This window comes from Paenibacillus tianjinensis (assembly GCF_017086365.1).
Taxonomy (GTDB): domain Bacteria; phylum Bacillota; class Bacilli; order Paenibacillales; family Paenibacillaceae; genus Paenibacillus_AQ; species Paenibacillus_AQ tianjinensis.
This window is the reverse complement of sequence record NZ_CP070969.1, coordinates 5,553,948-5,579,841: the sequence shown is the minus strand read 5'-3', so window position 1 is coordinate 5,579,841 and position 25,894 is coordinate 5,553,948. Positions and strand designations below refer to the sequence as shown.

The 25,894-nt window shown below is 47.8% G+C and carries 17 protein-coding genes; 16 read left to right on the top strand and 1 reads right to left on the bottom strand.

Annotated elements, in window-relative coordinates:
• Positions 1-484 precede the first annotated feature (484 nt).
• The 10 genes from sigW (at position 485) to JRJ22_RS25845 (ending at position 14,617) form a co-directional block, all read left to right on the top strand.
• Complete coding sequence (sigW, locus tag JRJ22_RS25890) at positions 485-1,051, top strand: RNA polymerase sigma factor SigW (RefSeq protein WP_054943560.1); 567 nt, start codon at positions 485-487, stop codon at positions 1,049-1,051.
• A gap of 121 nt (positions 1,052-1,172) precedes the next feature.
• On the top strand, positions 1,173-1,787 hold the full coding sequence (locus tag JRJ22_RS25885) for a zf-HC2 domain-containing protein (protein ID WP_206102143.1): 615 nt from the start codon (positions 1,173-1,175) through the stop codon (positions 1,785-1,787).
• 207 nt (positions 1,788-1,994) lie between these two features.
• Positions 1,995-2,825, top strand: coding sequence for a diadenylate cyclase CdaA (gene cdaA, locus JRJ22_RS25880; RefSeq protein ID WP_206102142.1), 831 nt, complete (start codon positions 1,995-1,997; stop codon positions 2,823-2,825).
• A complete protein-coding gene (locus JRJ22_RS25875; protein ID WP_206102141.1) occupies positions 2,818-4,263 on the top strand; it encodes a CdaR family protein in 1,446 nt (481 codons plus the stop codon). Before cdaA ends, JRJ22_RS25875 begins: the two co-directional genes overlap by 8 nt.
• A 110-nt stretch (positions 4,264-4,373) precedes the next feature.
• The gene (gene glmM / locus JRJ22_RS25870; RefSeq protein WP_206102140.1) at positions 4,374-5,714 is read left to right on the top strand and encodes a phosphoglucosamine mutase; all 1,341 of its coding nucleotides are present in this window, start codon (positions 4,374-4,376) and stop codon (positions 5,712-5,714) included.
• A gap of 643 nt (positions 5,715-6,357) precedes the next feature.
• Complete coding sequence (glmS, locus tag JRJ22_RS25865) at positions 6,358-8,190, top strand: glutamine--fructose-6-phosphate transaminase (isomerizing) (protein ID WP_206102139.1); 1,833 nt, start codon at positions 6,358-6,360, stop codon at positions 8,188-8,190.
• A 495-nt stretch (positions 8,191-8,685) separates the two neighbouring features.
• Entirely contained in the window at positions 8,686-9,264 is a 579-nt protein-coding gene (locus tag JRJ22_RS25860; RefSeq protein ID WP_206102138.1) for a sensor domain-containing protein, read from the top strand.
• Positions 9,265-9,312: 48 nt separating this feature from the next.
• Positions 9,313-10,653, top strand: coding sequence for an erythromycin esterase family protein (locus tag JRJ22_RS25855; RefSeq protein ID WP_206102137.1), 1,341 nt, complete (start codon positions 9,313-9,315; stop codon positions 10,651-10,653).
• Positions 10,654-10,850: 197 nt separating this feature from the next.
• Positions 10,851-12,641, top strand: a complete 1,791-nt coding sequence (locus JRJ22_RS25850; protein ID WP_206102136.1) for a helix-turn-helix transcriptional regulator — start codon at positions 10,851-10,853, stop codon at positions 12,639-12,641.
• A 236-nt stretch (positions 12,642-12,877) separates the two neighbouring features.
• Positions 12,878-14,617, top strand: a complete 1,740-nt coding sequence (locus JRJ22_RS25845; RefSeq protein WP_206105310.1) for an ABC-F family ATP-binding cassette domain-containing protein — start codon at positions 12,878-12,880, stop codon at positions 14,615-14,617.
• A gap of 305 nt (positions 14,618-14,922) precedes the next feature.
• On the opposite strand, the gene JRJ22_RS25840 is transcribed toward JRJ22_RS25845, so the two are convergent.
• Positions 14,923-15,636 carry a hypothetical protein gene (locus JRJ22_RS25840; protein WP_206102135.1) on the bottom strand — a complete coding sequence of 238 codons (714 nt, stop codon included), beginning with the start codon at positions 15,634-15,636 and terminating at the stop codon, positions 14,923-14,925.
• A 290-nt stretch (positions 15,637-15,926) separates the two neighbouring features.
• On the opposite strand from JRJ22_RS25840, the gene JRJ22_RS25835 reads away from it, so the two are divergent.
• The 6 genes from JRJ22_RS25835 (at position 15,927) to JRJ22_RS25810 (ending at position 25,741) form a co-directional block, all read left to right on the top strand.
• Positions 15,927-17,465 carry a response regulator transcription factor gene (locus JRJ22_RS25835; protein ID WP_206102134.1) on the top strand — a complete coding sequence of 513 codons (1,539 nt, stop codon included), beginning with the start codon at positions 15,927-15,929 and terminating at the stop codon, positions 17,463-17,465.
• A gap of 33 nt (positions 17,466-17,498) precedes the next feature.
• Entirely contained in the window at positions 17,499-19,256 is a 1,758-nt protein-coding gene (locus JRJ22_RS25830) for a sensor histidine kinase (RefSeq protein ID WP_206105309.1), read from the top strand.
• Positions 19,257-19,533: 277 nt separating this feature from the next.
• Positions 19,534-20,844, top strand: a complete 1,311-nt coding sequence (locus tag JRJ22_RS25825; protein ID WP_206102133.1) for an ABC transporter substrate-binding protein — start codon at positions 19,534-19,536, stop codon at positions 20,842-20,844.
• 110 nt (positions 20,845-20,954) lie between these two features.
• Complete coding sequence (locus JRJ22_RS25820; protein WP_206102132.1) at positions 20,955-21,842, top strand: carbohydrate ABC transporter permease; 888 nt, start codon at positions 20,955-20,957, stop codon at positions 21,840-21,842.
• Positions 21,842-22,666 (top strand): carbohydrate ABC transporter permease, encoded by an 825-nt coding sequence (locus JRJ22_RS25815; RefSeq protein WP_206102131.1) that lies wholly within the window; start codon positions 21,842-21,844, stop codon positions 22,664-22,666. Before JRJ22_RS25820 ends, JRJ22_RS25815 begins: the two co-directional genes overlap by 1 nt.
• Positions 22,667-22,687: 21 nt before the next feature.
• A complete protein-coding gene (locus tag JRJ22_RS25810; protein ID WP_206102130.1) occupies positions 22,688-25,741 on the top strand; it encodes a beta-galactosidase, LacZ type in 3,054 nt (1,017 codons plus the stop codon).
• Positions 25,742-25,894: the final 153 nt, after the last annotated feature.

Sequence of the window (25,894 nt, the reverse complement as noted above, 5' to 3'; positions counted from 1 at the left end):
TCCGCAGAAGGTACAGAGTCGGGTGGGGGTTATGTAAAGCCCTGCCGAAGAAGCTGAGGGCTTGTTGAGCTTACCTGTTGAAGCTGCCGAGCTCAAGCGGCTTTCGAGTTTTCTGCCCCTCCATAGTTACCGGGAGGGAACTTGGGCGAGCAGCACTGCATAGGGTACAGGTTAGAGAAGGTGTGGAGAAGAATTTTGGAACAGTAGGAGCGGTAGCGTTCGCCTGCCTTTATTGTCAGATTTCTACCGTGCACAACGGTTATAATCAGGAAATCTGACAATAACAGCGGCCGGAAGTCCAAACATTCTTAGGAATACCGGCGTATCAGCTTACTCAATGTTAAGTTGCTTTAGCCCAAATTCCCTAGAAGGTAACAATACAATCCTTGATTTTTACTGAAACTTGAATTACGATTTAAATGCTTGTACCGTGGACATTCAAGAGATGGATTACCAAGGGCGGCAAGTCTGGGGGAGTTAACAGGTGGAGAATTTGGAAGGCAGATTGACAAAGCTCGCCTTAAAAGGCGACCAAAGGGCATTTGCCGAGCTTGTGGAACTATATAAAGACAAGATATATCATCTGGCTTACCGGATGCTGAACAACCGGCACGAAGCGGAGGATATTGTTCAGGAAACTTTTTTGCGTGTATACCGAAATTTAGACCGTTATGATGATAAACAGAAATTTTCAACCTGGATTTATAGGATTGGAACGAATCTCTGTATAGACAGGCTGCGTAAGCGGAAACCGACGTATTCGCTCGATGCTGAAATGAACGATCAGGAAGGCATTGACGGCTATTCGATGATTCCTAGTGACAATGTGACCCCTGAGACCGAACTGCTGCTCTCAGAGACGCAGGGGCTGATCTATGAGGCTATCGATAGTTTACCCGTGAAATACAGGTCAGTAATGATTTTGCGATATTTGCAGGATTTGTCGCTACAGGAGATCAGCGATGTGCTGGATATGCCGGTAACGACAATTAAGACCCGTGTACATCGCGGACGTGAATTTTTACGTAAAAAATTAGGCCCTAAATTGTAAAAATTGATGTTTTTTTTGAAACGTCTTTCCGGGAGCACCGTATGTAAGTTAAGCAAGTCTTATGCGCCCTGCCCCTTTGCCTTGAAATAATTAAATAGCACTCATGAAAGGATTGGCTCCTATGGAATGCAAACTGGCCGTCTCTATGATGCATGATTACTTGGATGACGACTTGCCCGAACTGCAGCAGAGGGAATTGAAGGAGCATCTTCTATCCTGTCCGGATTGCCGTGCAAAGTTCAAAGAACTGGAACAAACCGATATGCTGATGTTCTCCCTGATGCACCAGAACCCTGTGGCTTCAGAGGATCTTGTAGGCCGGATTATGAACTCATTACCGAAACCCAAGAAGGAGAAAGCCTTTATCACCTGGATCAAAAGACATCCTGCCCTTACGGCGGCGTCCTTATTTATTCTTGTGATGCTGATGAGCTCCGTTACTTTTTGGAATCAGGATGGGCAGCTTGTCGTTCGAGGCGCTGACCTCGATCAGGTTGTAATCAAAGGGGATACGGTGATTGTACCCTCCGGCAAAACAATATCCGGTGATCTCACAGTGGAGAACGGTAAGACCCAGGTATACGGCGAAGTTAACGGCAATGTAACGGTAATTGACGGGTCTCTCTACCAGGCATCAACAGCTCATATTTCCGGGCAAGTCAAAAGCATAGACCAAGCGGTAAGTTGGCTCTGGTATAAAGTGACGAACATGTTCTCTGAAGTTGCCTACCGTTAATACCATGGCCCTTTATGCAGAAATATTATTTGCGCCTCTTTTTCCGGAAAGATGGCGCTTTTTTGTTGCCTGGAAATTCCATTATCAGAAATCTCCAGGCAGCTAAACTTGCAACCTGAGCGTGAACGTTATAACCTAGATATGATACAGATCTTACAGACAATTTACATAAACCCAGCTAATATGAAATGACGGGGGTTTTAGGCAATGAGTTATTTTACCGACCTAACATGGAAAGAATCCATTAAAGATATAATCGATATTCTAATCGTCAGCTATATTATCTATAAAGTCCTGAACATGGTCCGCGGTACGCGGGCAGTTCAGCTGCTTAAGGGGATATTGGTGCTGGTCATCATTTGGGCGCTGAGCACCCTCCTGGATCTGTATACCCTGAAATGGCTCATGAACCAGATATTCACCTTCGGGATATTTGCAATCTTTATTATCTTTCAGCCGGAACTGCGCAGGGGGCTGGAGCAGCTTGGGCGGGGTAAGTTTTTTGGGCGGGCTTCAGAGAGTGATGAGGAGATCAGCAGATTAATCGGCGAAGTCATTAAAGCCGTGAATTATTTAGCACAGCGAAAAATTGGGGCATTAATTGTTTTTGAAAGAGACACGGGTCTTAATGAATATACCGAATCAGGCATTCCTATGCGTTCTGTCGTCAGTTCGGAGCTGCTCATCAACATCTTTATTCCCAATACGCCGCTGCATGATGGTGCTCTGATTATGCAGGAGGGGCAAATTGCTGCCGCTGCCTGTTATCTCCCCTTGTCGGAGAATCCATTCATCAGCAAAGAGCTGGGGACACGCCACCGTGCGGCCATCGGGATCAGTGAAGTGGCGGACTCCGTATCTGTTGTGGTATCAGAAGAGACCGGACAGATTTCTCTGGCGATTAATGGGCAAATTGTTCGGGATATTAAGGAAGAATCGCTCATCTCCAAGCTCCATCAGGAGCTGAGCGCATCTTCCCCGCTGAAGGAGAAGAGCTCTGCTTTCTGGAAACGGAGAGGGGGCAAAAACAATGGATAAGTGGATGAAGAATAACAACTTCAACAAAATTCTTGCTCTTGTCTTCGGCGTTATTTTATGGACAATTGTGCATGTGGATACTGCGCCAACGAATCAGACCACAGTCAGCACCCAGTCCAAAATCATTGAGAATGTCAAAATAGAACAGGTTGGCATTGATAACGATAAGTATGTATACACCTTCGATGCGGATAGTGTAAGAATGGAGGTCCGGGGGAAGAACTCTGATCTTAATTTCAAACTATCGGATGCCTACAACGTTATGGTTGATTTAAGTGATGTCGGACCCGGGGATACTACGCTTCCGCTGAATTACGACCTTCCCAGCGGAGTATCGCTGGTCGAAATGATACCACATGAGGTAAATGTGCATGTGGAGCTGCGGAATACCAAGTCTTTTCCGGTTACTCTGGTCACTAAAGGTAAGCCCGCAGAAGGCTACCAGCTGGGTACAGCGGTTATTGATCCTGCCGAGGTAGAAGTAACACTTCCGGCCAGTGAACTGGGTAATGTGTCAAAGGTTCAGGGTACCCTTGAACTCGATGGGGATAGTACGAGCATTACAGAGAAAAAAGTGAGGCTGGCGGCTTACGATAGCAGCGGTAATGAAATAAAGAACGCCGTTATTGAGCCTTCTATCGTGTCTGTAGAGCTTCCGGTTACACTTCCGTTTAAAAGCTTGCCTCTTGATGTGAGCTTTACCGGCCAGCTGCCAGGTTCACTCGTGCTGTCGCGGGTAACTCCTGAGGTGGATACAGTTACGGCATACGGGAGTGAGGAGGCGCTGGCCGGATTATCCTCTTATGAGGCATCGCTGGATTTGAGCTCCATTAAATCGGCCGGTACAGAGCAGGTAAAGCTGGACCTTAAACCGCCGGAGGGAACCGCAAAAATCGAACCCGTGGCGGTAAGTGTCACTGTCTCTGTTGCCCAAATTGCCGAGCGGACAATGGAGAATATTCCGATTAAGCTGGAGGGTGTGGGCAGAGGCCTGACGGCGGTCGTAACGGATCCCGCAGCCAAAGCTGTTACGCTGACTTTATCCGGGGCACCGACACTGCTGGATCAGCTCGATCAGGACAATATTAGCGTTGTTGCGGATGTTGGAGGACTGGCAGCTGGTGTTCATCAGGTATCTCTGCAAATCTCGATGCCGCGATTCATATCACTGGTCAATTCTTCACAGCCGCATATAGTTACTATAGATCTGCAAGCGCCAGCCACGCCGGGGACTACAGATAAACCCAATACAGGGAGCGCCCCCACCCCGGAGCCGAGCTCTGAGCCTGTCTCCGGGGTGGAGACAGATAATGAGCCTTCCAATAGCGGAGGTGCAGCTACTGCAACCCCAGCCCCTACAGCAGGCACTTCGGAGAACAGCAGTACTCCAGCCGGCAGCGGGAATGCCAATAATGCAGCGAGTACCGGCGGAACGTAACTTTTTATATGAGAACACGTCTATCTTACAGAAGTATAGTTACACAGAATCAGGATTCTTTCATACAATAATTCATTAAGCTAATGTAGCGTATTTAAAGGAGAAAAAAGATGGGTAAGTATTTTGGAACTGACGGTGTGCGCGGAGTCGCAAATCAGGAATTGACAGCTGAAATGGCCTATAGTATTGGCCGCTGCGGTGGTTATGTACTGGCAGGAAATGTAGAGAAGCCAAAAGTGGTTATCGGTATGGATACACGTATTTCCGGTCCGCTGCTGGAATCAGCACTTGTAGCCGGATTATTGTCTATTGGTGCCCATGTTATCCGTATAGGTGTTGTAAGTACACCTGCTGTAGCATATATTACCAGATTACTGAAAGCTGATGCCGGTGTAATGATTTCTGCATCCCACAATCCGGTTGAGGACAACGGTATCAAGTTTTTCGGCGGAGACGGATTTAAGCTGACGGATGAAACGGAACTGCGGATTGAAGAACTGATGGACGCAGAGAAGGATGAACTCCCCCGTCCTGTAGGCGCGGGTCTCGGTATGCTTACCGTGGACAACGACGCCAAGTACCTGTATCTGGAATACCTTAAGACAACGATTTCCAACCGTTTTGAAGGCATTAAGGTTGTACTGGACTGCGCGCACGGAGCGGCTTATGAGCTGGCCCCGCGGTTGTTCAAAGAGCTTGGTGCTGAGGTCATCTCTATTGGAGCAGAGCCGGACGGCCTCAACATTAATGACGGCTACGGTTCGACCCATCCGGAGAAGCTACGTGAAGAAGTGCTGCGTCATGGTGCAGACTTGGGACTTGCTTTTGACGGCGATGCTGACCGTTTGATTGCTATTGATGAAACAGGCGAAGAGGTCGACGGTGACTTTATCCTCTGCATCTGCGGAGATGCTATGAACCGAGCAGGCAAGCTGAAGGATGCAACGATTGTCTCTACGGTCATGAGCAACATCGGCTTCTATAAAGCAACGGAGAAGCTGTCATTGAATACAGCCAAAACTGCTGTCGGTGACCGCTATGTAATGGAAGAAATGCGCCGTGGCGGCTATAACCTGGGCGGAGAGCAATCCGGTCATGTTATTTTCCTTGATTACAATACAACCGGTGATGGGATTCTGACAGCGATCCAGCTGGTTGATACGATGAAAGCTTCAGGGAAAAAGCTGAGCGTGCTGAAGTCAATGATGACTAAATATCCGCAGGTGCTCGTGAATGTGCGGGTACAGGATAAGACCAACTACCCGAACAATCCGGCCATCGAGGCGGCGATTCAAGAGGTGGAAGGTAAACTGGGCGACAATGGCCGTGTGCTGGTACGTCCTTCGGGAACGGAACCGCTGATTCGTGTCATGGCGGAAGGTCCGGATAAGTCTGAGCTGGATCTGTATGTTGGACGAATTGTTGATGTTGTTCAGCGTGAATTGGTTTAATATACGTATAATATGATGGGCCAGCAGAGCCGGTGGACGGAGATATGCTCTTCAACTGCCGGCTGTATGGCTATTATGTGAGTTTTTTCTGCAAATTCCAAAGGTTTCAAGCATGTTTGCATTGCCAAAAGTGATGTAAGGTGCATATAATGATTAGGTGTCATTCCAGAAGGAAAGCGGGGATAGTAAGGTTACAGCAATAACAAGCGCCAGAGCTTGATCTTGCGCGGGGGAGAAGGGACGGCCGGAGCTGCCAGCTTTAAGGCAAAGGCTTGAACGGATCACGGCAGATGTAAGCTGACGAGGTGGAGGTGTTCGAAATGTTCGGCGGGGACCTCCCGGTGATGCACCAGAGCCGTAAATGGAAGCGGAAAATGAGAGGGCGACCTTTCACACAACGCTTTTGTGGGTGCAGAAAGAATTGAACTAACTCATGGGTATGCGCAAAGCGTAAGAAACGGATGTTTCTGCTGCGGCAGAGAAGAAGACTGTGCATGTCATGAACCACCTATGCAGGTGACAGGTTTATTTTGTTGAGTGTCTCAAGACAACAGAATATTTACTTATTCTCTAAACATGCCGCACGGCACGTTTCTTTCCTTATGCCGCCCACATTACGATAAATTGGACGGAGGAAAATATAATGTGTGGTATTGTAGGATATATTGGTAATCAGAATTCGCAGGGTATCTTGGTAGAGGGTTTGAAGAAGCTGGAGTATCGCGGGTATGATTCGGCAGGTATTGCCGTATTCACGAAGGATGGCCTGCAGGTTGTTAAGGCACAGGGCCGTATGGCTAACCTGGAGTCAAGACTTGAAGCCACTCCGCTGACAGGAAGTGCCGGAATCGGGCACACCCGCTGGGCGACTCACGGTAAACCATCCGATGAGAACTCCCATCCGCACACTGACAACAGTCATAAGTTCTCGGTTGTGCACAACGGGATTGTCGAGAACTACCTGGACCTCAAAGAAGAGCTGATTGCCGGCGGATGCCACTTCACTTCCGAAACGGATACAGAAGTTATTTCCCACCTGATCGCCCGTGAATATAATGGAGATATCGTTAAAGCTGTGCAAAAAGCGATCTCTTACATGCGCGGAGCGTTTGCGTTGGGCGTTTTGACTGAATATGAGCCGGATAAACTGGTAGCTGTGCGTCAGGCCAGCCCGCTGATTATCGGTCTTGGCGAAGGCGAAAACTTTATCGGGTCGGATATTCCTGCTCTGCTGGAATACACCCGCAACGTATATATTTTGAACGACGGCGAAATGGCTGTGTTGACACGGGATGCTGTCGAACTGATGACGATTGAAGGCAACTTTATTTCTCGGGAAATGATTACTGTCGATTGGGATGCTGTTACCGCAGAAAAAGGCGGCTACGAGCATTTCATGCTGAAAGAAATCCACGAGCAGCCTAAGGCTTACCGCGATACTATGCGCGGACGCATCAATGCTGAAGGTACGAAAGTGATTCTGCCAGAACTCAATCTGACTGCAGAACAAATCAAGAATATCCGCAACATCCAAATCGTTGCCTGCGGTACTGCATACAACGCTGGTCTTGTAGGACGCAACCTGATCGAGTCCCTGGTTCGTATTCCGGTTGAGAATGATATCGCTTCGGAATACCGTTACCGTGCTCCGATCGTAACACCTGAAACACTGGTTATCGTAGTCAGCCAATCCGGTGAGACTGCAGATACACTGGCTGCGCTGCGTGAAGGTCAAGCGAATGGTGCGCATGTACTGGCAATCACCAACGTGGTGGGCAGCTCCATCGCCCGTGAAGCTAATGATGTACTGGTTACCTTGGCTGGACCGGAAATTGCAGTAGCTTCCACCAAAGCTTATACTTCGCAGATTATCGCGTTCACACTGCTCGGTCTGTACTTGGCTGAAGTTCGCGGCACACAAACCGAAGAGCAGGTCGCTGAGATTCTTGCAGCCATGAACAAACTGCCTGAGCAGGTAGAAGAGGTTCTGGCACAGAAAGAGGCCATTAAGACTTACGCGGAGCAAATCTCCGGGCACAAGCACCTGTTCTTCATCGGCCGCGGCGTAGACTATGCAGTAGCTCAAGAAGGCTCGCTGAAGCTGAAAGAAATCTCCTACATTCACTCTGAAGCCTATGCTGCAGGTGAACTGAAGCACGGAACACTGGCGCTGATCGAAGAAGGCGTACCGGTTATTGCCCTGGCAACCCAGGAATCCGTCCTGGAGAAAACCGTCAGCAACATCAAAGAAGTGAAAGCCCGCGGCGCAGACGTACTGGCGATCACTCACGAAGAGCATGTAACCGATCTGCTGAGATCCGTTGATCAGGCGTTCGTTATTCCTAAGACACTGCCGCTTTTGACTTCCGCGTTGTCGGTAGTCGTTACCCAATTGCTGGCTTACTACGCTTCGCTGGCCCTGGGCCACGATGTGGATAAACCACGTAACCTGGCGAAGAGTGTAACGGTGGAGTAAGGGTGTAAGAACTGAAATTACAATTGTCAGTGAAATAAAACAATGGAACCAGTATAGAAAGTCTGGAACCGATTAATATGAGTCGAGCAGTTCTAGGGTTATTCCTAGGAACTGCTCGGCTTTTTATTTGAATTGAGAGGAATGAACCTAGCCTAGCCCCTTCCGCTTTACTATCGAGGGGGAAGGGGGCCTTGGGTTATGCCTTTATGCAGCCACGAACAGATTTTTTCTCCACGTTCACCCTCTATGTTATTGAGCTAATAAACATCATACAGCGGCGGCCGTCCACTTGACGGCCGCCGTTCGTCGTTGAACGGGGTCTCCCGCCTGGCGGGTTTCTTTCGGCTGGCAGCAGGTCATTGATTTTATCCTATTGGCTGTCGCGGATATGCCCTAACGCAAGCCCGAAAATGTCATATGACATTATTGCACTGGTAGAGTTGACGCAATAAGTCGTAGGATGCGGATATAACACAGAGAGGAGAGATGAACCTCATGAAATCAGGTTTCATCCAGAATGGTTACTTTTTATTGTTTACTTTCGTTACAGGTCTTTTTTACTTCTGCTTTTACATGGTGGCGTTGTCGTTCAGTTTAAGTCTTGCATTTACCGTAATCGGCATTCCCCTGGTTACGCGCGTATTGCGAACGACGACAACGTTCATCCAATTCGAACGGAGGCAGACGAAATTGTATACCGATATTACGACAGCGCCTTACGAGAGCAAAGTACCAACAGGTGCATCGGTCTGGGCTCAATCCAAATTAGAACTTACGGACCGACGCAACTGGCGCGCCGTCTTTTGGTTAATGCGAAAATTTTTGATTGGACTCGTTAGCCTCGTCTGTGCAGTCGTCATCTATGTAGTCCCCCTTGTGTGCCTGTTGGCACCGCTGTTGTATCGGTACATCAAGATGAATTTCATATTCATGGAGGTCGACACTTTTATAGATTCCCTTCTTATCATGGGGGTGGGAGTCGTGCTTGCAGCAATAAGCCTCAGGCTGGTTGATGGATTGGTCCAAAAAATCGGAGGTTATACACGCAGCATGATTAGGGCGCTAAACCGATAGCTGCATAGTTGCCGAACCAAGTCTTAACGAATCTAAGGAGGATTTTATATGAAAAAGAAAATGGGTATCGCCATTGCTGCTTCGATGATCACGCTGGCTGGTTTTACAGGAAATATTCATGCAACTTCGAAAGCAGGTGCTTCTCTTACAGCTCCCTACAACTCCAACCAAAAAACCGAACAGATAAAATGGTTAGAAGAGCAAGCAAGGCCCTTAAAGACAACAGATCCCACAGCATCTCTTCAGGATTTAAGTCCGCTTAAGGATATGATCGGATCAGCAGCAATTGTTGGTTTAGGTGAAGCGACGCATGGAGCACATGAAGTTTTTACGATGAAACATCGGATTGTTAATTATTTGGCAGCTGAAATGGGCTTTAAAGCCCTAGTCTTAGAAGAGGGATGGGACAGAGCTTTAGGACTCGATCGCTATGTTCTTACGGGTAAAGGGGACCCGCGCCAATACCTTAACCCTGTATTTAACACGAAAGAAATCGTAAATCTGCTTCAATGGATACGCCAATATAATGCAGATCCCAAGCATAAGTCCAAAATACGGATCATCGGGATGGATATCCAAACCGTAAACGAGAATGTGTATAACAATATCCTCGCGTATGTAAGGAAACACGATCCAAAACTTGCAACTCGTCTCGAGCAAAAGATGGAAGACCTTATTCCGGTTACCAAGGATCTAGAGACCTTTGGCGGCCTGAAAAAAGAAAATAAAGAGCGATATGTTTCCGATGCGAAACAAATCAGCGCTTTATTAGAACAAAATAAAAATAAACTGAATGGAAAATCCCGAGAGTTCGCATGGATTAAACAAAATGCCCGTATTATCGAACAATTTACGACAATGGCTGCATCCTATCCGGATAGCCTGGAAGACTTTTATTTGAAGCATGATATCGCTATGTATGAAAATGCGAAGTGGACGGAAGAACATGTAGGAAAAACAATCGTGTGGGGTCATAATGGACACGTGTCGAAAACAAATATGCTCCCTTTCGTATACCCTAAAATGTCTGGGCAGCATTTAGCAGAACACTATGGAAAACGGTATGTTACCATTGGAACATCTGTATTCGAGGGACGTTACAATGTTTATAATACCAGCCAACAATTCGGGCCATATGGAATCTTAAAACAAGATGACCCGAACAATTATGGCTACACGTTAAGACAAGTCAAATACGACCAGTTTTTTGTTGATTTACGTCAGGCAAGCGGTGTGACCAAAACTTGGCCTAACGAGCAACATCCCTTTTTCGCCGGAGTAACTACCGTGGGTCCAGATATCCCGACAATGGTTGATTTATCATTAGGTCAAGCATTCGATATCCTAGTTCATATTCAGAACGTGAAACCATCTCAATTGAATCCATAATTTTTAGATAGATCATGTTCAAGATGGCCGCTATACTAGAGCGTCCATCTTTTACTTTGTTCCATTTTCTGCAAACCTTGAGATAGATTGACTGGGGTTGATCGGTTCAGCCCAAATAACAAAATAGGCAACCGCACTAAGGAATAGACTATAATAGGATGGGAAACCAAACAGAAGCTGCTTAGGAGTGGAACGACTTGTTGGATATAGTGAAACAATGGGTTTGGTACGATTGGATTATGCTGGGGCTCCGCCTTATTACCAGCCTTTCGCTCATGCTCACGACGATACGTTTTCAAGAAGGTCTGGCGCTGCCTCTGTGGTTCGTCATTTTTTTAGAGATTGCCTCTTTCTCCATTCCATGGGTTTGTTTGCAGTTGAACTACAAATATTATTTATACACGGAACTCCTGTTATTTGGCGGACTATGCATTCATTTAACTTCGCTATTTCCGGAAGCCTATGTCACGTTCCTGGTATCCGCGTTTCTTACAGCGGCGAACAGCGCTCATCGGTCCTATCGATGGACAGCCCCGGCAACCGTCTTTATATTGCCCGGCGTTTTCTATGCGGTTGCGCCAAGCAACGGTTATTGGTTCATGGTCACCTACTACGGACTTGCTTATGTGATGGGATTCGCTTTTCATTTGTTGATCGTCAATCATCGGCAGAATACAACGATCCGCAAGCAAAATAAGGTGCTGGAGCAATATATGTCTCAAATCGAACGCATTACACTGGCAGAAGAACGAAACAGGCTGTCGAGGGAACTTCACGATACCGTCGGCCATGCATATACATCCATCATTATGGGAATGGAAACACTGCGTTCCGAGATTACTACTGATACCGGTACAGAGAGGCTGGATTCCTTGTTGGAGCTGGGCCGCCAAAGCATCGAGGACGTGAGGAATTACCTGCATCAAATGGAGTCTGCACATCAGTCGCTCTCCTTGGCCTTTTCGCTGCAAAAGCTTGGGGATGAATTTCAAGCGCATGCCCAAGTCGATGTGAACTTTAGCGCTTACGGAGAGGAGTACCCGCTGTCCCGGCAAGCGAAAATGACATTCGTTCGTTGTTTGCAGGAATCGCTGACCAATGCGGTTCGACATGGCCAGGCAACGGGAATTACCGTTACGCTGCAATTCGCGCAGCAATATACGAGGCTCGAGGTGCGGGATAACGGTAGAGGGATGGAAGAATGGCGGGAGGGCTTTGGCATGAACGCGATGAAGGAGCGGGCGATGAATCTGCAAGGTCAAGTGTCCGTCTATACGAAGCCGGGAGATGGAACGCTAGTCGTCTGTAATTTGCCCAGAGCAGCGGAAAAAGAGGAGGAGCTTATTCGTCTGCTGGTTGCTGACGACCAACCGTTTATTCGGGAAAGTCTGCGGACATTGTTTGACAATGACCCCAATTTAAACATAGTCGGTTTGGCTGAGGATGGCGAGCAAGCCATCGAGCTGTGCGAAACGCTTCGACCGGACGTTGTGCTTATGGATTTAGATATGCCGCGCGTAGACGGAGTCCAGGCAACCAAAATGATCAAGCAGCAATGTCCGCATATCCGTGTATTGATTTTAACAACGTTTCAGGATACAGACCAAGCATTGGACTTATTGCGCAACGGGGCGGACGGTTTCCTCTTGAAATCGGCTGCACCGCTGGAGCTGGCCGAAACGATTCGGCTTGTTCACCGAGGAGGTAAGCTGATCGATCAGGAGATGTCCCACAAAATATTCGAAAGATTCGAGGGGAGCGGCGAATCTCCGCAATTGAAAACAGCCGCTGATTATGAGCTCACCGTCAGGGAAGTAGAAATATTGCAGCTTGTTGCCAAAGGGCTAAGGTACAAGACAATAGCCTCCAAACTGAATTTGTCGGACGGTACCGTCAGAAACTACGCCTCCTCTGCCTATCTCAAGCTAGGCGTAAACAATAGGGAAGAAGCTTCCCAGAAAGCATTGGATATCGGGATCATTCATTAAGTTAAGACTCCATTCTCGATCAGATCGCGACACCCGGTTAATTACACAGCCTGCCGGCGATCATGGGCCGTCCTACAGTTGAGGACGGTCCATTTTTATGCGAAAGGGGAAAGATATTGAAGGCGATAGCTCGCCTAATGAAATGGTGATTGAAGTTGGCTGCAAACAGTGTTATTCTAGCTCTTCAAATACATCTAATATTAGTCACAAATTTAGTTATAAAGAAAGGTAATCCTATGATAAAAGTTGATAATTTATCCTTCGCATTTCCGCAAAAAGAACTATATAAAAACATTTCCTTTACGCTTGAAGAAGGACAACATTGTGCCTTTATAGGGACAAGCGGCAGCGGGAAAAGTACACTGATCGATATACTGATGGACCCGGAAAGATATTTGTACGAAGGCAGATTAGAGATAGACCCAACCTGCACAATTGGGTATGTAAGTCAGTTCTCACAACCAGACAAATCTCAAGAAACAACCGTTTTTGAATATATCGGCGAAAAGTTTATTAAGATTCAAAATGAAATAAACTCTATTCTCATTGAAATGGAGACAGCCACAGATATTGATCCGTTACTTGAAAAGTACCAATTAGCTTTAGACGCTTTTGATGCTATGGGCGGGGATGATTACGAAAGCAGCATTAATAAGAAACTAAACCTGGCAGACCTTATGAAGCTTAAAGATGTTAGGGTGTCCGACCTGAGTGGCGGGGAATTCAAACTTATTCAAGTGATGAAGGAAATGTTGAATAGTCCGGACTTAATGATTATGGACGAACCCGATGTATTTTTGGATTTTGAAAACTTAAATGCGCTTAAACATCTGATTAACTCTCACAAAGGCATGCTGCTGGTTGTTACGCACAACCGTTATTTATTGAATCATTGTTTCAACAAAATTATTCACCTTGAAAACATGGAGATCCAAGAGTTTGACGGGCGGTATATTGAATATAACTTCTCCTTACTCCAGACTAAAATTGAGCTGCAGGAACTTGCAGTCGCTGAAGAGGAAGAAATTAAGAGAAACGACAATATCATCGATAATCTTAGAGCTATCGCAACTTATAATTCCGAAGCATCCAGAGGGAAAGCGTTAAAAGCCAGAGTGAAATTTCAGGAAAGATTGGAAGCGCGCAGAATTAAAGCACCCTTCGTAGAGATTAAGCAGCCGAATATCAGTTTCGGTGTGGATAATGCAATGGAAGACACTGTTGTTATAAATGTTAAAGATTATAGTATTGCCTTTGATGAGCTGCTTTTAGAAAATGTTAACTTTGAGATAAAATCTACGGATAAAGTCGCCCTAATCGGTCCAAACGGCACCGGAAAAACGACTTTACTGCGGGAAATCTTTAAAAATAATCATGATTCCATTGAAATCCATGCTGATGTTAAACTGGCTTATTTATCTCAGCTTCAAGGCGAAATGCTAAAGGATTCCCATTCTATACTAGAGGAATTCATCGATGCCGGGTTCACAACTTATGATGAGATTAGATCGTATCTTTCAAACTATGGCTTTGAAGGAGAAATTGTTAATCAAAAGATAGAATCTTTATCCGGCGGAGAAAAAAACATGCTTCAATTGGCTAAAGTTGCTGCCAGTAAAGCAAACGTATTGCTTCTTGATGAACCGACAAGCCATTTAGACACCTATACACAAATAGCACTGGAGAAAGCCATTGGGGACTATCAGGGTGCGATTCTCATGATCTCTCATGATTTCTATTCTGTAGTGAATGGTATGGATTATGTCCTGATCATTGACGATAAGACAATTAGAAAAATGAGTATGCGAAAGTTTAGAAAGATGATCTATGCTAGTCATTTTGATAAAGACTATTTAGAAACTGAACAACAGAAAAAATCAGTGGAAACAAAAATAGAAGTGGCTTTAAAAAATACTGATTTTGAACTGGCAAAAGGTTTGGTTGAAGAGCTAGAAGAGCTGATTAAGCGGCTCTAAATCCTAATCCTCGGTTTACATGATAATCATCCAACAAGAATGTGAAGTCAGGTCCCGGTGATGCTTTTTTAGATCACCGGGACTTTCTTCTGCAGGTATGCGGAAATGTTGAGTTTTCGGAAGCCGCCTTAAATTATAGATAGCACAAAATCGATTGTTCTATCCAATACATAAATTCAGTGGACGGATGTTCTTGTTCAAAGCCTTTCATTCTTAAATACATGTCCCTTCCATCCGAAACATCATGCCATAAATCCGTAAATACAAAATCATATTTCTCCTTAGGCATATGTTTCTGCGCGTATTCAAACGCATCGGACTGGATGATCGTTATTTTTTGACTGTTTTTGAATTGAGGCAAAATATATTGCAAATAATTGAATAACATGTTCATTATTTTCAACAACTGTAACACGTTCAACCTGATTTTTTTCTGAGATCATATAGGCATAATAGCCAAGTCCCAGTCCAAACGTCAGTACATTACCAAATGCTTTAGCGACAGGCTCTTTCATGGTTTCAATTTCATTCGGTGTGATGGTCATCCATATTCTGTTGTTCTCTAAAATGGCCGGAAACATAAATTCCGTCTCAAAGAAACCAATCTGCGGGATTTGTCGGCCATCCTGGGTGGTGATGATGTCGTTGCAGACAAAGCCCTCGTAAGGCTTGTATTGTTCGTATTTGAGTTCGCTATTGCCGATCCGGATTGCAGGTATTCTGATATTCTTAAAATATGGATTGCTATAATACTCGTTGGTATCAAGTTGATGGATCATTTTGGTGAAATAGTTGTTGAACAAGTCCTTATCCTCAGGATTATCAACAATATCCAGTCCTAAAGCAGCTGCGAATACAACGCTAAAAGCATACTCCGCAGAGACCCCATAGTTAACAATCTCCTCAATATCCTCTTTGCTGATAAAATCCGATGTATGGTTTAGATAAACACTTAATAAAGCGAAAAGCCGATGGTCATCTTCTGTAATGTTGTCTGGTATTACTTTATTACGTTCCATATTCTCTCCTGTTGGTATGCAATTTTTAATGCCGTTAATGTTAATATATCATACGCCTGTCAAGGACCAGCATATACAGAGGATGCGCGCAATGGCTTTATTTTTGGGACAGGGTCAGTCGGCCGCCCGCCAATTGACAGTCCTCCGGCCTATACCTATAATGTAAATCAGATTATGAAAGCTGTTTCATTTTTTGGCTGGAAGTTATGGATCTGTAAGCTGAAACCCCTTTGATCAAGCGGGTTTCATTTTGTTTTTTAGCGTATTTTCGTTTCCAAAAAGGAGAAGACATGGACACAACGTTCTGTAAAATATTAGTAGTGGACGATGAGATGCTGGTACGGCAGGGGATTATCCATCTGCTGGACTGGGAAGGGGAAGGGTTTCAGATTGCGGGTGAAGCCTCCAACGGAAGAGAAGCGCTGGAATTAATTGAAATACAGCGGCCGCATATCATCCTGACCGATATCGTTATGCCCGTGATGGACGGGGAGGAGCTAATCCGGCTCGTCAAGGGGATGTATCCGGAAATTGAAGTGATCGTGCTCAGCAGCTTCAGTGAGTTCGAATATGTGCGTTCTACCTTCCAGAGCGGGGTTGCGGATTATATTCTGAAGCCCAAGCTGGAGGCGGCTTCCCTGCTTGCTGTTCTGAAAAAAACGGCGCAGCGCATTCCTCAGCTTCAGCACTTTGACTGGAGAAGCAACAAGCGGCAGTCTGCGGACTATATACTAGACAAGCTGGTTAGCGGCTATCCGGTGGAATATGATGCGGAAGAGCTGCAGACCCTATTTCCTTTTCCGGAGTTTGTGCTGCTGCTTGCGGATACGGGGGACGATCTAGCTGCCATTAGCCGCAAGGAAGAGTGGCTGGAGAGCAGCAGCCGTTCCCTGCTGCAGAGCGGCAGCCGGGTAACCTTCCGCCGTCTGTCTCCGCTGGAGGGGCATGTCCGCTTGCTCTTTAACCTGGCCGGGGAGGAGCGTGAAGCTCTAATGCATCTGGCAGAGCAGATATTCGCAGCCGGTATCCGGGCTAATATGTTCCTGAATCTGGCAGTCAGCCGAACCTTTACGGAGCTGGAGGCGCTGCATACGATCTATGCGGATGAACTGGTGCAGCTGCTGGACCGCAGATTCTTCATGCCGGAACGCTGTCTGCTGGTGGACCATGGCGGGGAGGTGCAGCCGGGACCGGTCTTTGACCAGGAGGTCTTCGCTGCTGAGCTGAACCGGCAGGAGTTCGATCAGGCTTTTACCCGGTTAAGCAGCTATGTATCCTCGATGTCCGGCCGCCGCGATACGGGAGTGTCTGAATTCAAGTCCCTCCTGTGCCACAGCATTTTTCAGATCATCGGCATGCTGCTGCAATTCCATTATGAGGCCCGTGCGCTGGATGACAGTAAATATGAGTACTTCCGCTCCATCCATGAAGCACGGCATATCGGGGAGACGGAGGAGCGGCTGCTGCAGTTTCTGCAAGATGCAACGGAATGTGTTACGAAGAACCGTGGCGGTACACCGGCGATGCAAAAGATTCTCCTGTATATCGATGAGCATTATTCACGCCAGCTTACGCTGACAGAAGTCGCCCGGGAGTTTCATTTTAACCCGTCCTATTTGTCGAATTATTTTACCCTGCACAATAAGGAAGGCTTCAACGAATATTTAAACCGGGTGCGGATCGGAAAAGCCTGCCTGCTGCTGAAAGAGAACCCCGGCCTGTCGATTGCCGAGATCAGCAGTCTTGTGGGATATTCAGACCACAGCTATTTCACCAGAGTATTCCGCAAGCTGATGGGGATTTCCCCCAGCCAATACCGGAAGGGATAATGCAGGAATTGGAAGGAGCCCGAAATGGGATTAATGGAAAAATGGCTCAGGAAGCTTAGGGACCAGAGCCTGTTCAGCAAAATTTTCGTCGTCATGGTCATCAGCATCGTGCTCGTTACAGTGCTGATTACCACGGTAACGGCGCAAATGTCGCAAAGGCTGTTTGTACAGACGTTCAGCATTACCAATTCAAAAATCATTGACCAGATAAAAACTGCATTGGAGAACTCGCATTATACTACCGTGAATACAGCAATAAATGTTGGGCAGAGCGGAGTCATCCGCAGCTTCATGACCGAGAAGGATGGCAGCTCGCTGGCTAATTTCCGGCGGTACTACAGTATGCGCGACCAGATGGACCGTATCCAGTCCGGGATCGGGGCCGCTAATATCGGCCTGTCCATACTGGGGGGGAACGGCAGAAGCTATAGCAGTGATGTGACCTACTGGTCCGGCTCTTCCGAGCAGCTAAGGAACAATCCGATTACTGCGGCTGCGCAAGAGCAGGGCGGGAAGCTGTTTTACAGTTTTATGGACGCAAGCCCGCTGAATTCAGAGAGCCGGTATCTGGTTGCCGCCAAGGCGCTGACTGCACCCGGGCTTACAGAGCCGTATGGTACGCTGTACATGTTCACGCGCGAGAGTGATTTCCGCAAGAACTACGCCAGCTTTACGAGTAAGGGCAATGATGTCATGTTCCTGGATACTGCGGGACGGATTGTATCGAGCAACCGGACGGAACAGGTCGGCAGCCTGTCTCCCGAGCTCCTGAACAGCGCGAAGCAGATTGCCGAATCAGGGCTTGCCAGCCAGGAGCTGACACTCGGCGGGCGGGAAGTCATTGTGCTGGCCGATTATCTGCCGTCCTATAACTTTTATATTGTGAATCTGATTGATAAAAACGAGACCATCGGCACGCTGTTTGATAAAAAGATGCTATTTCTGATCGGCGGGGCGATTGCAGCGGTTGCGCTGCTCCTGATCTATTTCCTGACCAAACGGCTGACGAAATCTCTGCGCACGCTGGTCAAAAAAATGTCCAATGTGACCAAAAAGAATTTCCATAACTATATGGCGGTCACCGGCAGCTATGAGACAAGACAGCTGAGTACAGCATTCAACTACATGCTAAGGGAGCTGAATGATTATGTCGCCCAGCTGGTAGAGACGCAGAAGGAGCAGCGCAATGCGGAGCTGGCCGCTCTCCAGCAGCAGATCAATCCCCATTTTCTGTACAATACACTGGCGTCAGTCAATATCCTGGTACAGCGTGGCAGCAAGGAGCAGGCGACAGAGACGATTCATGCCCTGATTTCGCTGCTGCAGAATACGATCAGCAATGTTAAAGAAACGATTACAGTCGAGGATGAGCTGATCAACCTGAAGCATTATGTATTTATTAATCAGGTGCGTAACGGTAACCGGATCAAGGTGGAGACTTTCGTCTCGCCGGACTGCATGAGCGCCAAGGTACCCAAGCTGATTCTGCAGCCTTTTATTGAAAATGCCTTCTTCCACGCCTTTAATATCAAAAGCTCGGGCTATATCTATGTCACCATCATGAAGGACAGGGATGTACTGCACTGCGAGGTGGTGGATACGGGTGATGGTATGGATCTGGACAACAAAGAGACCATCCCGGCCTCCACAAGCAGCCGCCAGCTGTTCAGCGGCATCGGCATCCGTAATGTCCACGACCGGCTGCTGCTGCTGTACGGGGAACCGTATGGCGTATCCATCTCAAGCACCCCGGGACAAGGGACAAAGGTTTCTATCAGAATACCGTGCTGAAGCAGCGCATTGAAACGATGATTATGCAGCATAATATGACAGCTACGCCGCAAGCCGGCGCCGCATACCGGCGCCGGCTTCTTGCATCTGCGAGGGCTGTTTCACCTAAAAAAAGTGCGAAAGGGGAAAAATAATGCTAATCCGCGGGTCGTGGAAGCGGATACAGTAAACAATATTATCACTATTTTAACTAAAATCATTTCTAACGAAATGAGCACCCGGGATGATATTCTTTAAAAGAAAGCACTTTCAAATACATGTTAGGGGGATCTACATCATGAAGAAAAAAGCTACCGCTCTTCTGCTCGCCGGATTTACACTTCTGACAGCTTGCTCGAGCAACGCTAATACCAATAATCAGGCTAATACCGGAGCTGAAGGAAATGCAGCTGGCGGAAACCAGAAAATCACCGTATGGGCATGGGACAAAAACTTCAACATCGCTGCAATGAATCTGGCTAAGGACGCTTATGTGGCCAAAAATCCGGATGCGCAAATCGAAGTTGTTGAATATGCGCAGGATGACATTATCCAGAAGCTGAACACAGGACTTAACTCCGGGTCCGCTTCCGGTCTGCCTAACATCGTTCTGATTGAAGATTACCGTGCACAGAGCTTCCTGCAAACGTATCCAGACGCTTTTCAGGAACTGGGAGATGCTATTAAAACTTCTGACTTCGCCGAATACAAGCTCGGACCAACCAGCTTTAACGGCAAGCAATACGGCGTACCGTTTGACTCCGGTGTTGTAGGCCTCTATGTCCGCACAGATTATCTGCAGGAAGCAGGCTATACCGTTGACGATCTTCAGGATATCGACTGGCAGCAGTACATTGAAATCGGTAAAGCCGTTAAAGCCAAAACAGGCAAAGCCATGCTGACCCAGGACCCTAACGATCTGGGGCTGATCCGCATGATGATCCAGTCTGCAGGCTCCTGGTATCTGAAAGAAGACGGTAAAACACCTGATCTGAAAGACAACGCGGTTCTGAAAGAAGCATTTGAAAGCTACAAAGAGCTGATGAATGCCGATATCGTTAAAGTCAACTCTGACTGGAGCTCGTTCCTTGCCGGCTTCAACAGCGGTGACGTTGCCTCCGTTCCTACCGGTAACTGGATTACACCTTCGGTGAAAGCTTCTGCTGACCAGTCCGGCAAATGGGCGGTAGTACCTTTCCCTAAACTCAAAAACGCAGCAAACTCTGTACATGCCTCGAATCTCGGCGGCAGCTCCTGGTATGTGCTTAACAATGACGGCAAAGAAGCAGCGGTTAAATTCCTGGGCGCAACACTCGGCTCCGACGTTGCTTTGTACCAGAAGCTTGTAACTGATGTAGGCGTTGTAGGAACATACAAACCTGCTGCTGAAGGCGAAGCCTACGGTACAGCTGATGAATTCTTCGGCGGACAAAAGATTATCGCTGACTTTGCCAAATGGACAGCTGAAATTCCGAACGTAAACTACGGCCTGCACACATATGCCATTGAGGATATCCTCAAGGTTGAAATGCAGAACTTCCTGAACGGCACGGAGCTGGACAAAGCGCTTAGCGATGCACAGTCCCAGGCTGAGTCCCAAATCCAGTAGAAACTGTAATACTTGATTGATCCGCTGTCCTTCCTACCTGCCGTCTAGTGCCAGGACGGAGGACGGCGGATTCTCCTTTTAACAAGATTTCCGCCTGCATAGAGAAAGGAATGAGAGCTGTGAACCATACCATACGCAACCGCGCTAAGCTTACCGGCTGGTTATTTATTGCCGGGGCCGTCCTCATGATCTGTCTGTTTTATTTCTATCCGATGATTCAGGCACTGCTGCTCTCGTTCAAAACGGGCGCAGGGGCTAATCTTCACTTCGACGGGTTAGCGAATTACAAGCGCCTGCTGAGTGATAAAACCTTTTTTACCGCCGTCAAGAATACCTTCTTGTTCCTGATTGTGCAGGTGCCGGTTATGATCGTGTTTGCGATGATGATTTCGGTACTGCTGAATGACAGCAAGCTGCGCTTCAAAGGTTTTTTCCGTACTGCGATCTTCCTGCCTTGCGTAACCTCACTTGTAGCTTACTCCGTTGTATTCAAATATCTGTTTGGAAATGACGGACTGATCAACCTGGCTTTATTGAACATGCACATCCTGTCTGAACCGATCCAGTGGATCTCCGATCCTTTCTGGGCGAAAGTTACGATTATTATCGCCATTACCTGGCGCTGGACGGGATACAATATGATCTTTTTCCTCTCCTCGCTGCAAAACATCGACAGTTCCATTTATGAAGCTGCACGGATTGACGGTGCTTCGGGCCCGAGACAATTTTTCTCGATTACCGTACCGCTGCTCAAACCGATCATTCTCTTTACGTCGATTACCTCGACTATTGGTACCCTGCAGCTGTTCGATGAAATTATGAATATAACCAAGGGAGGTCCCGGCAACGCGACGCTCTCCATTTCCCAATATATTTACAATCTATCGTTCAAGTACACGCCTGACTTTGGATATGCTGCGACTGTATCGTATTCTATCGTAGTCATGATCATTATATTGGCCTTCCTTCAAATCAAACTGGCAGGTGATGATAAATAATGAGAACTTTACGCCGTGCCCCAATTTATGTTTTTCTGTCCATTGTTGCGTTTGTTTCGATTTTTCCGTTTCTGTGGATGATTATCAGCGCCACAAATCTTTCAGTGGACGTAACCCAGGGAAGAATGTTACCCGGTACACATCTGTTTGACAATATCCGGAAGCTGACAGAGTCCATCAACCTTGTGCCTGCCCTGTGGAATACACTCAAAATTGCTCTGACGACAACGGTTCTGGCCCTGCTGGTTGCCTCCCTGGCCGGATACGGATTTGAAATTTACCGCAGCAAAGCGAAGGATATGGTCTTCAATCTGTTATTACTATCCATGATGATCCCTTTCGCCGCGCTGATGGTTCCGCTGTATCAAATGTTCTCGAAGCTGTCGGCTGCTGCTCCGCTTATCGGGGTTAACACAGTCGCTGCGGTTGTCCTGCCGACGTTCACTACGGCGTTCCTGATCTTCTTCTTCCGGCAGAGCTCGAAGATGTTCCCGCGGGAGCTGCTGGAAGCCGGACGGATCGATGGATTATCGGAGCTGGGCCTGTTCTTCAAAATTTATATTCCGACGATGAAGACTACTTACTCCGCTGCCGCAATCATTACGTTCATGTCCAGCTGGAATAACTATCTCTGGCCGCTGATCGTGCTGCAGACTCCGGAGAAACGGACCATCCCGCTGCTGATCTCCAACTTAGGCTCGAGCTACTCTCCAGATTTCGGGGTGATTATGGCCGCAGTTGTCATCTCCACACTTCCGACAGCTCTTGTCTTCTTCCTGATGCAGAAGCAGTTCGTTGCCGGTATGGTGGGATCAGTGAAATAATTATATGTTCTGAAGGAGGAAATGAAATTGGCAGTTACTCCAAGCTTGAGCTGGCTGGAAGATCCGGGTACCTTCAAGGTAAACCGGGTGGAGGCTCATTCGGACCACCGTTACTATAATAATATGGCTGAGGCAGAGGCCGATGCGCCGATGGATATGCGCTACAGCCTGAACGGGAGCTGGAAATTCAGTTATGCGCCAAATCCGGCGAGCCGTGTAGAAGCGTTTTATAAGGAAGAATATAATTGCACCGGCTGGGACAATATTCAGGTCCCCGGACATATTCAGCTGCAGGGCTACGGCCGGCCGCAATATGTCAATACAATGTACCCCTGGGATGGATTGATTGATCTCCGCCCGCCGCACATCTCTCCAGAGCATAATCCGGTCGGCAGCTATGTAAAGGAATTCCGCCTGCCGGAGAATATGGAGAACGGACCGCTTTTCATCTCCTTCCAGGGTGTGGAGTCGGCCTTCTATGTCTGGCTGAACGGCGAATTCGTCGGCTATGCCGAGGATAGCTTCACTCCGTCCGAATTTGACCTGACCCCGTTTATGCGGGCGGGCAAAAACAAACTGGCCGTTGAAGTGTATAAGCGGAGTACCGGGGGCTGGCTGGAGGATCAGGATTTCTGGCGGTTCTCCGGGATTTTCCGTGAGGTCTATTTGTACACTGTTCCGAAGGCTCATATCCGTGATCTTGAGGTGCGGGCGGAGCTGGATGATACTTATACGAAAGGCAGTCTGAACGTAACCATGCATCTGCTGAACACACCGCAGGAAGCAATCAGTGCCAAGCTTGAGCTGAAGGACCGGGACGGTGAAGTCTGTCTGAGCACCGAAGGAACCTTTAACGGACAGGAGCTTACGCTTTCCGGAGAAGTGGCAGATGTTCTGACCTGGAGTGCGGAGAATCCTTATCTCTATACGGTTTGTATCTCGCTATCCGGTGCAGACGGAGAGGTTGTGGAGGCCGTTGTGCAGAAAGCGGGCTTCCGCAGGTTCGAAATGAAGAACAAGCTGATGTGCATCAACGGCAAGCGGATTGTCTTCAAAGGCGTCAACCGCCATGAGTTCAACTGCCGCACTGGCCGTAATATCACGCGCGAAGATATGCTGTGGGATATCCGCACACTGAAGCGCAGCAACATCAACGCCGTACGCACTTCGCATTATCCGAACCAGACATTATGGTATGAGCTGTGCGATGAATACGGCATTTATGTCATCGACGAGATGAACCTTGAAACGCACGGTTCCTGGCAGAAGATGGGCGCGGTTGAGCCGTCCTGGAATATTCCGCACAATGACCCGAAGTGGCATGACATCGTGCTGGACCGTGCGATTAATATGGTAGAGCGGGACAAGAATCATCCGTCCATCCTGATCTGGTCCTGCGGTAACGAATCCTATGCAGGCCAAGTCATTCTGGATGTGGCGAACTGGTTCCGCAGCCGGGACAACAGCCGTCTGGTTCACTACGAAGGCGTGTTCTATGACCGCAATTACAATGCGACAAGCGATATGGAGAGCCGGATGTATGCCAAGCCGGCTGACATTGAGGAATATCTGAACGCTAGTCCGGACAAGCCTTATCTTAGCTGCGAATACATGCATGCAATGGGGAATTCGGTAGGCGGCATGCATAAATACACCGAGCTTGAGAATAAGTACCCGATGTACCAGGGCGGCTTCATCTGGGATTACATTGACCAGTCGATTCTGAAGAAGGACCGCTATGGTAACGAGTTCTTCGCTTACGGCGGCGATTTTGGCGATCGTCCGACAGATTACAGCTTCTGCGGCAACGGCATTGTTTATGCCGACCGCCAGTGGACACCGAAGATGCAGGAGGTCAAATTCCTGTATCAGAATTACAAGCTTGCGCCAGACCGGACAGGTATCCGGGTAATAAATGAAAGCTTGTTCGCAGGAACGGATCATCTGGCACTGGAGTACAGCCTGTACTGTGACGGTGAACTGCTTGGCAAGTGGACTACAGAGGTCAATGCTGCGCCGCAAAGTGAAGTGCTGGTTCCGATTGAGCTGCCACATACGGAAGGAACTCCGGGCGAATACAGCATTCAGGCTTCTCTGGTACTGAAGGAAGAAGAGCTTTGGGCTGAAGCGGGATATGAAATTGCCTTTGGCGAATCTGTCTTTGTTGTTGAGGAGACTGTAACAGAGCAACCAGCCGGTGAACTTAAGGTTGTGGTAGGTGATGTGCAGATCGGTGTCCTCGGTGAAGGCTTCACCGTTCTGTTCTCCAAACAGGTCGGATCGCTAGTGTCGCTGAACTACCATGGACACGAAATGATTGAGGCACCTCCGGCTCCGCTGTTCTGGCGTGCGACTACCGATAATGACAAGGGAACCCAGCTCGGGTACCATGCCGGAAGCTGGTATGCGGCAAGCCTGGCCCGCAAATGCGTTGAGGTCAGCCTTGAGCAGCAGGAAGGTGCAGTAACGGTAAGCTTCGATTACCGGTTCAGCATTCATGAAGAGCTGGCGTTCAAGACAGCTTATACCGTCTACGGTGACGGAACGGTCCGGGTAAGAACGCGTTACACCGGTGCTGCCGGTCTTCCGGATCTGCCCATCGTGGCTTTATCCTTCAAAATGTCAGCGGATTACAATCAGTCGGAATGGTATGCGATGGGGCCTGAGGAGAACTACATTGACCGTGCGTTCGGCGCCAGACTTGGTGTGTTCAGCCGGAAGGTGCAGGAGCTGCCGTCCAGGTATCTCGTGCCGCAGGAATCGGGTAACCGTACCGGTGTACGCCGTGTGAAGATTACCGATGAAGCGGGGATAGGCCTGCAAATCTCGGCTCCGGCAGCTGCACCGGTGGAATGTAACCTGTCCCCGTACACCGCGTTTGAGCTGGAGCATGCCTCACATCCGTTTGAGCTCCCGCCGGTTCATTACACAGTAGTGACGGTAGCCGGAAGACAAATGGGTGTAGGCGGAGACGACAGCTGGGGCGCACCGGTGCATAAGGAATACACCATTCCGGCCGAGCAAACCCTTGAATATGAGTTCTTCCTTTCCAGTGTGGGAATGGGAGAAGAATAGCGCAGCATAGCATTAAGTGTATTTTAAAACCACAAACCGGTCTTGGTCCTGAGTTGCAGGGAACTAAGACCGGTTTTGTTTTACAGGTAATTATAACCATGGTAAATTGATGAAGGGACAAACATCCTGCAATTAAAATCCAATAATCAAATG

Bases quoted from the DNA above. Each gene is read 5' to 3' on its own strand.
- JRJ22_RS25885 (WP_206102143.1), top strand. From the start codon at position 1,173: ATGGAATGCAAACTGGCCGTCTCTATGATGCATGATTACTTGGATGAC.
- cdaA (WP_206102142.1), top strand. From the start codon at position 1,995: ATGAGTTATTTTACCGACCTAACATGGAAAGAATCCATTAAAGATATA.
- JRJ22_RS25875 (WP_206102141.1), top strand. From the start codon at position 2,818: ATGGATAAGTGGATGAAGAATAACAACTTCAACAAAATTCTTGCTCTT.
- glmM (WP_206102140.1), top strand. From the start codon at position 4,374: ATGGGTAAGTATTTTGGAACTGACGGTGTGCGCGGAGTCGCAAATCAG.
- glmS (WP_206102139.1), top strand. From the start codon at position 6,358: ATGTGTGGTATTGTAGGATATATTGGTAATCAGAATTCGCAGGGTATC.
- JRJ22_RS25860 (WP_206102138.1), top strand. From the start codon at position 8,686: ATGAAATCAGGTTTCATCCAGAATGGTTACTTTTTATTGTTTACTTTC.
- JRJ22_RS25855 (WP_206102137.1), top strand. From the start codon at position 9,313: ATGAAAAAGAAAATGGGTATCGCCATTGCTGCTTCGATGATCACGCTG.
- JRJ22_RS25845 (WP_206105310.1), top strand. From the start codon at position 12,878: ATGATAAAAGTTGATAATTTATCCTTCGCATTTCCGCAAAAAGAACTA.
- JRJ22_RS25840 (WP_206102135.1), bottom strand. From the start codon at position 15,636: ATGGAACGTAATAAAGTAATACCAGACAACATTACAGAAGATGACCAT.
- JRJ22_RS25835 (WP_206102134.1), top strand. From the start codon at position 15,927: ATGGACACAACGTTCTGTAAAATATTAGTAGTGGACGATGAGATGCTG.
- JRJ22_RS25830 (WP_206105309.1), top strand. From the start codon at position 17,499: ATGGAAAAATGGCTCAGGAAGCTTAGGGACCAGAGCCTGTTCAGCAAA.
- JRJ22_RS25825 (WP_206102133.1), top strand. From the start codon at position 19,534: ATGAAGAAAAAAGCTACCGCTCTTCTGCTCGCCGGATTTACACTTCTG.
- JRJ22_RS25820 (WP_206102132.1), top strand. From the start codon at position 20,955: ATGAGAGCTGTGAACCATACCATACGCAACCGCGCTAAGCTTACCGGC.
- JRJ22_RS25815 (WP_206102131.1), top strand. From the start codon at position 21,842: ATGAGAACTTTACGCCGTGCCCCAATTTATGTTTTTCTGTCCATTGTT.
- JRJ22_RS25810 (WP_206102130.1), top strand. From the start codon at position 22,688: ATGAAATTGGCAGTTACTCCAAGCTTGAGCTGGCTGGAAGATCCGGGT.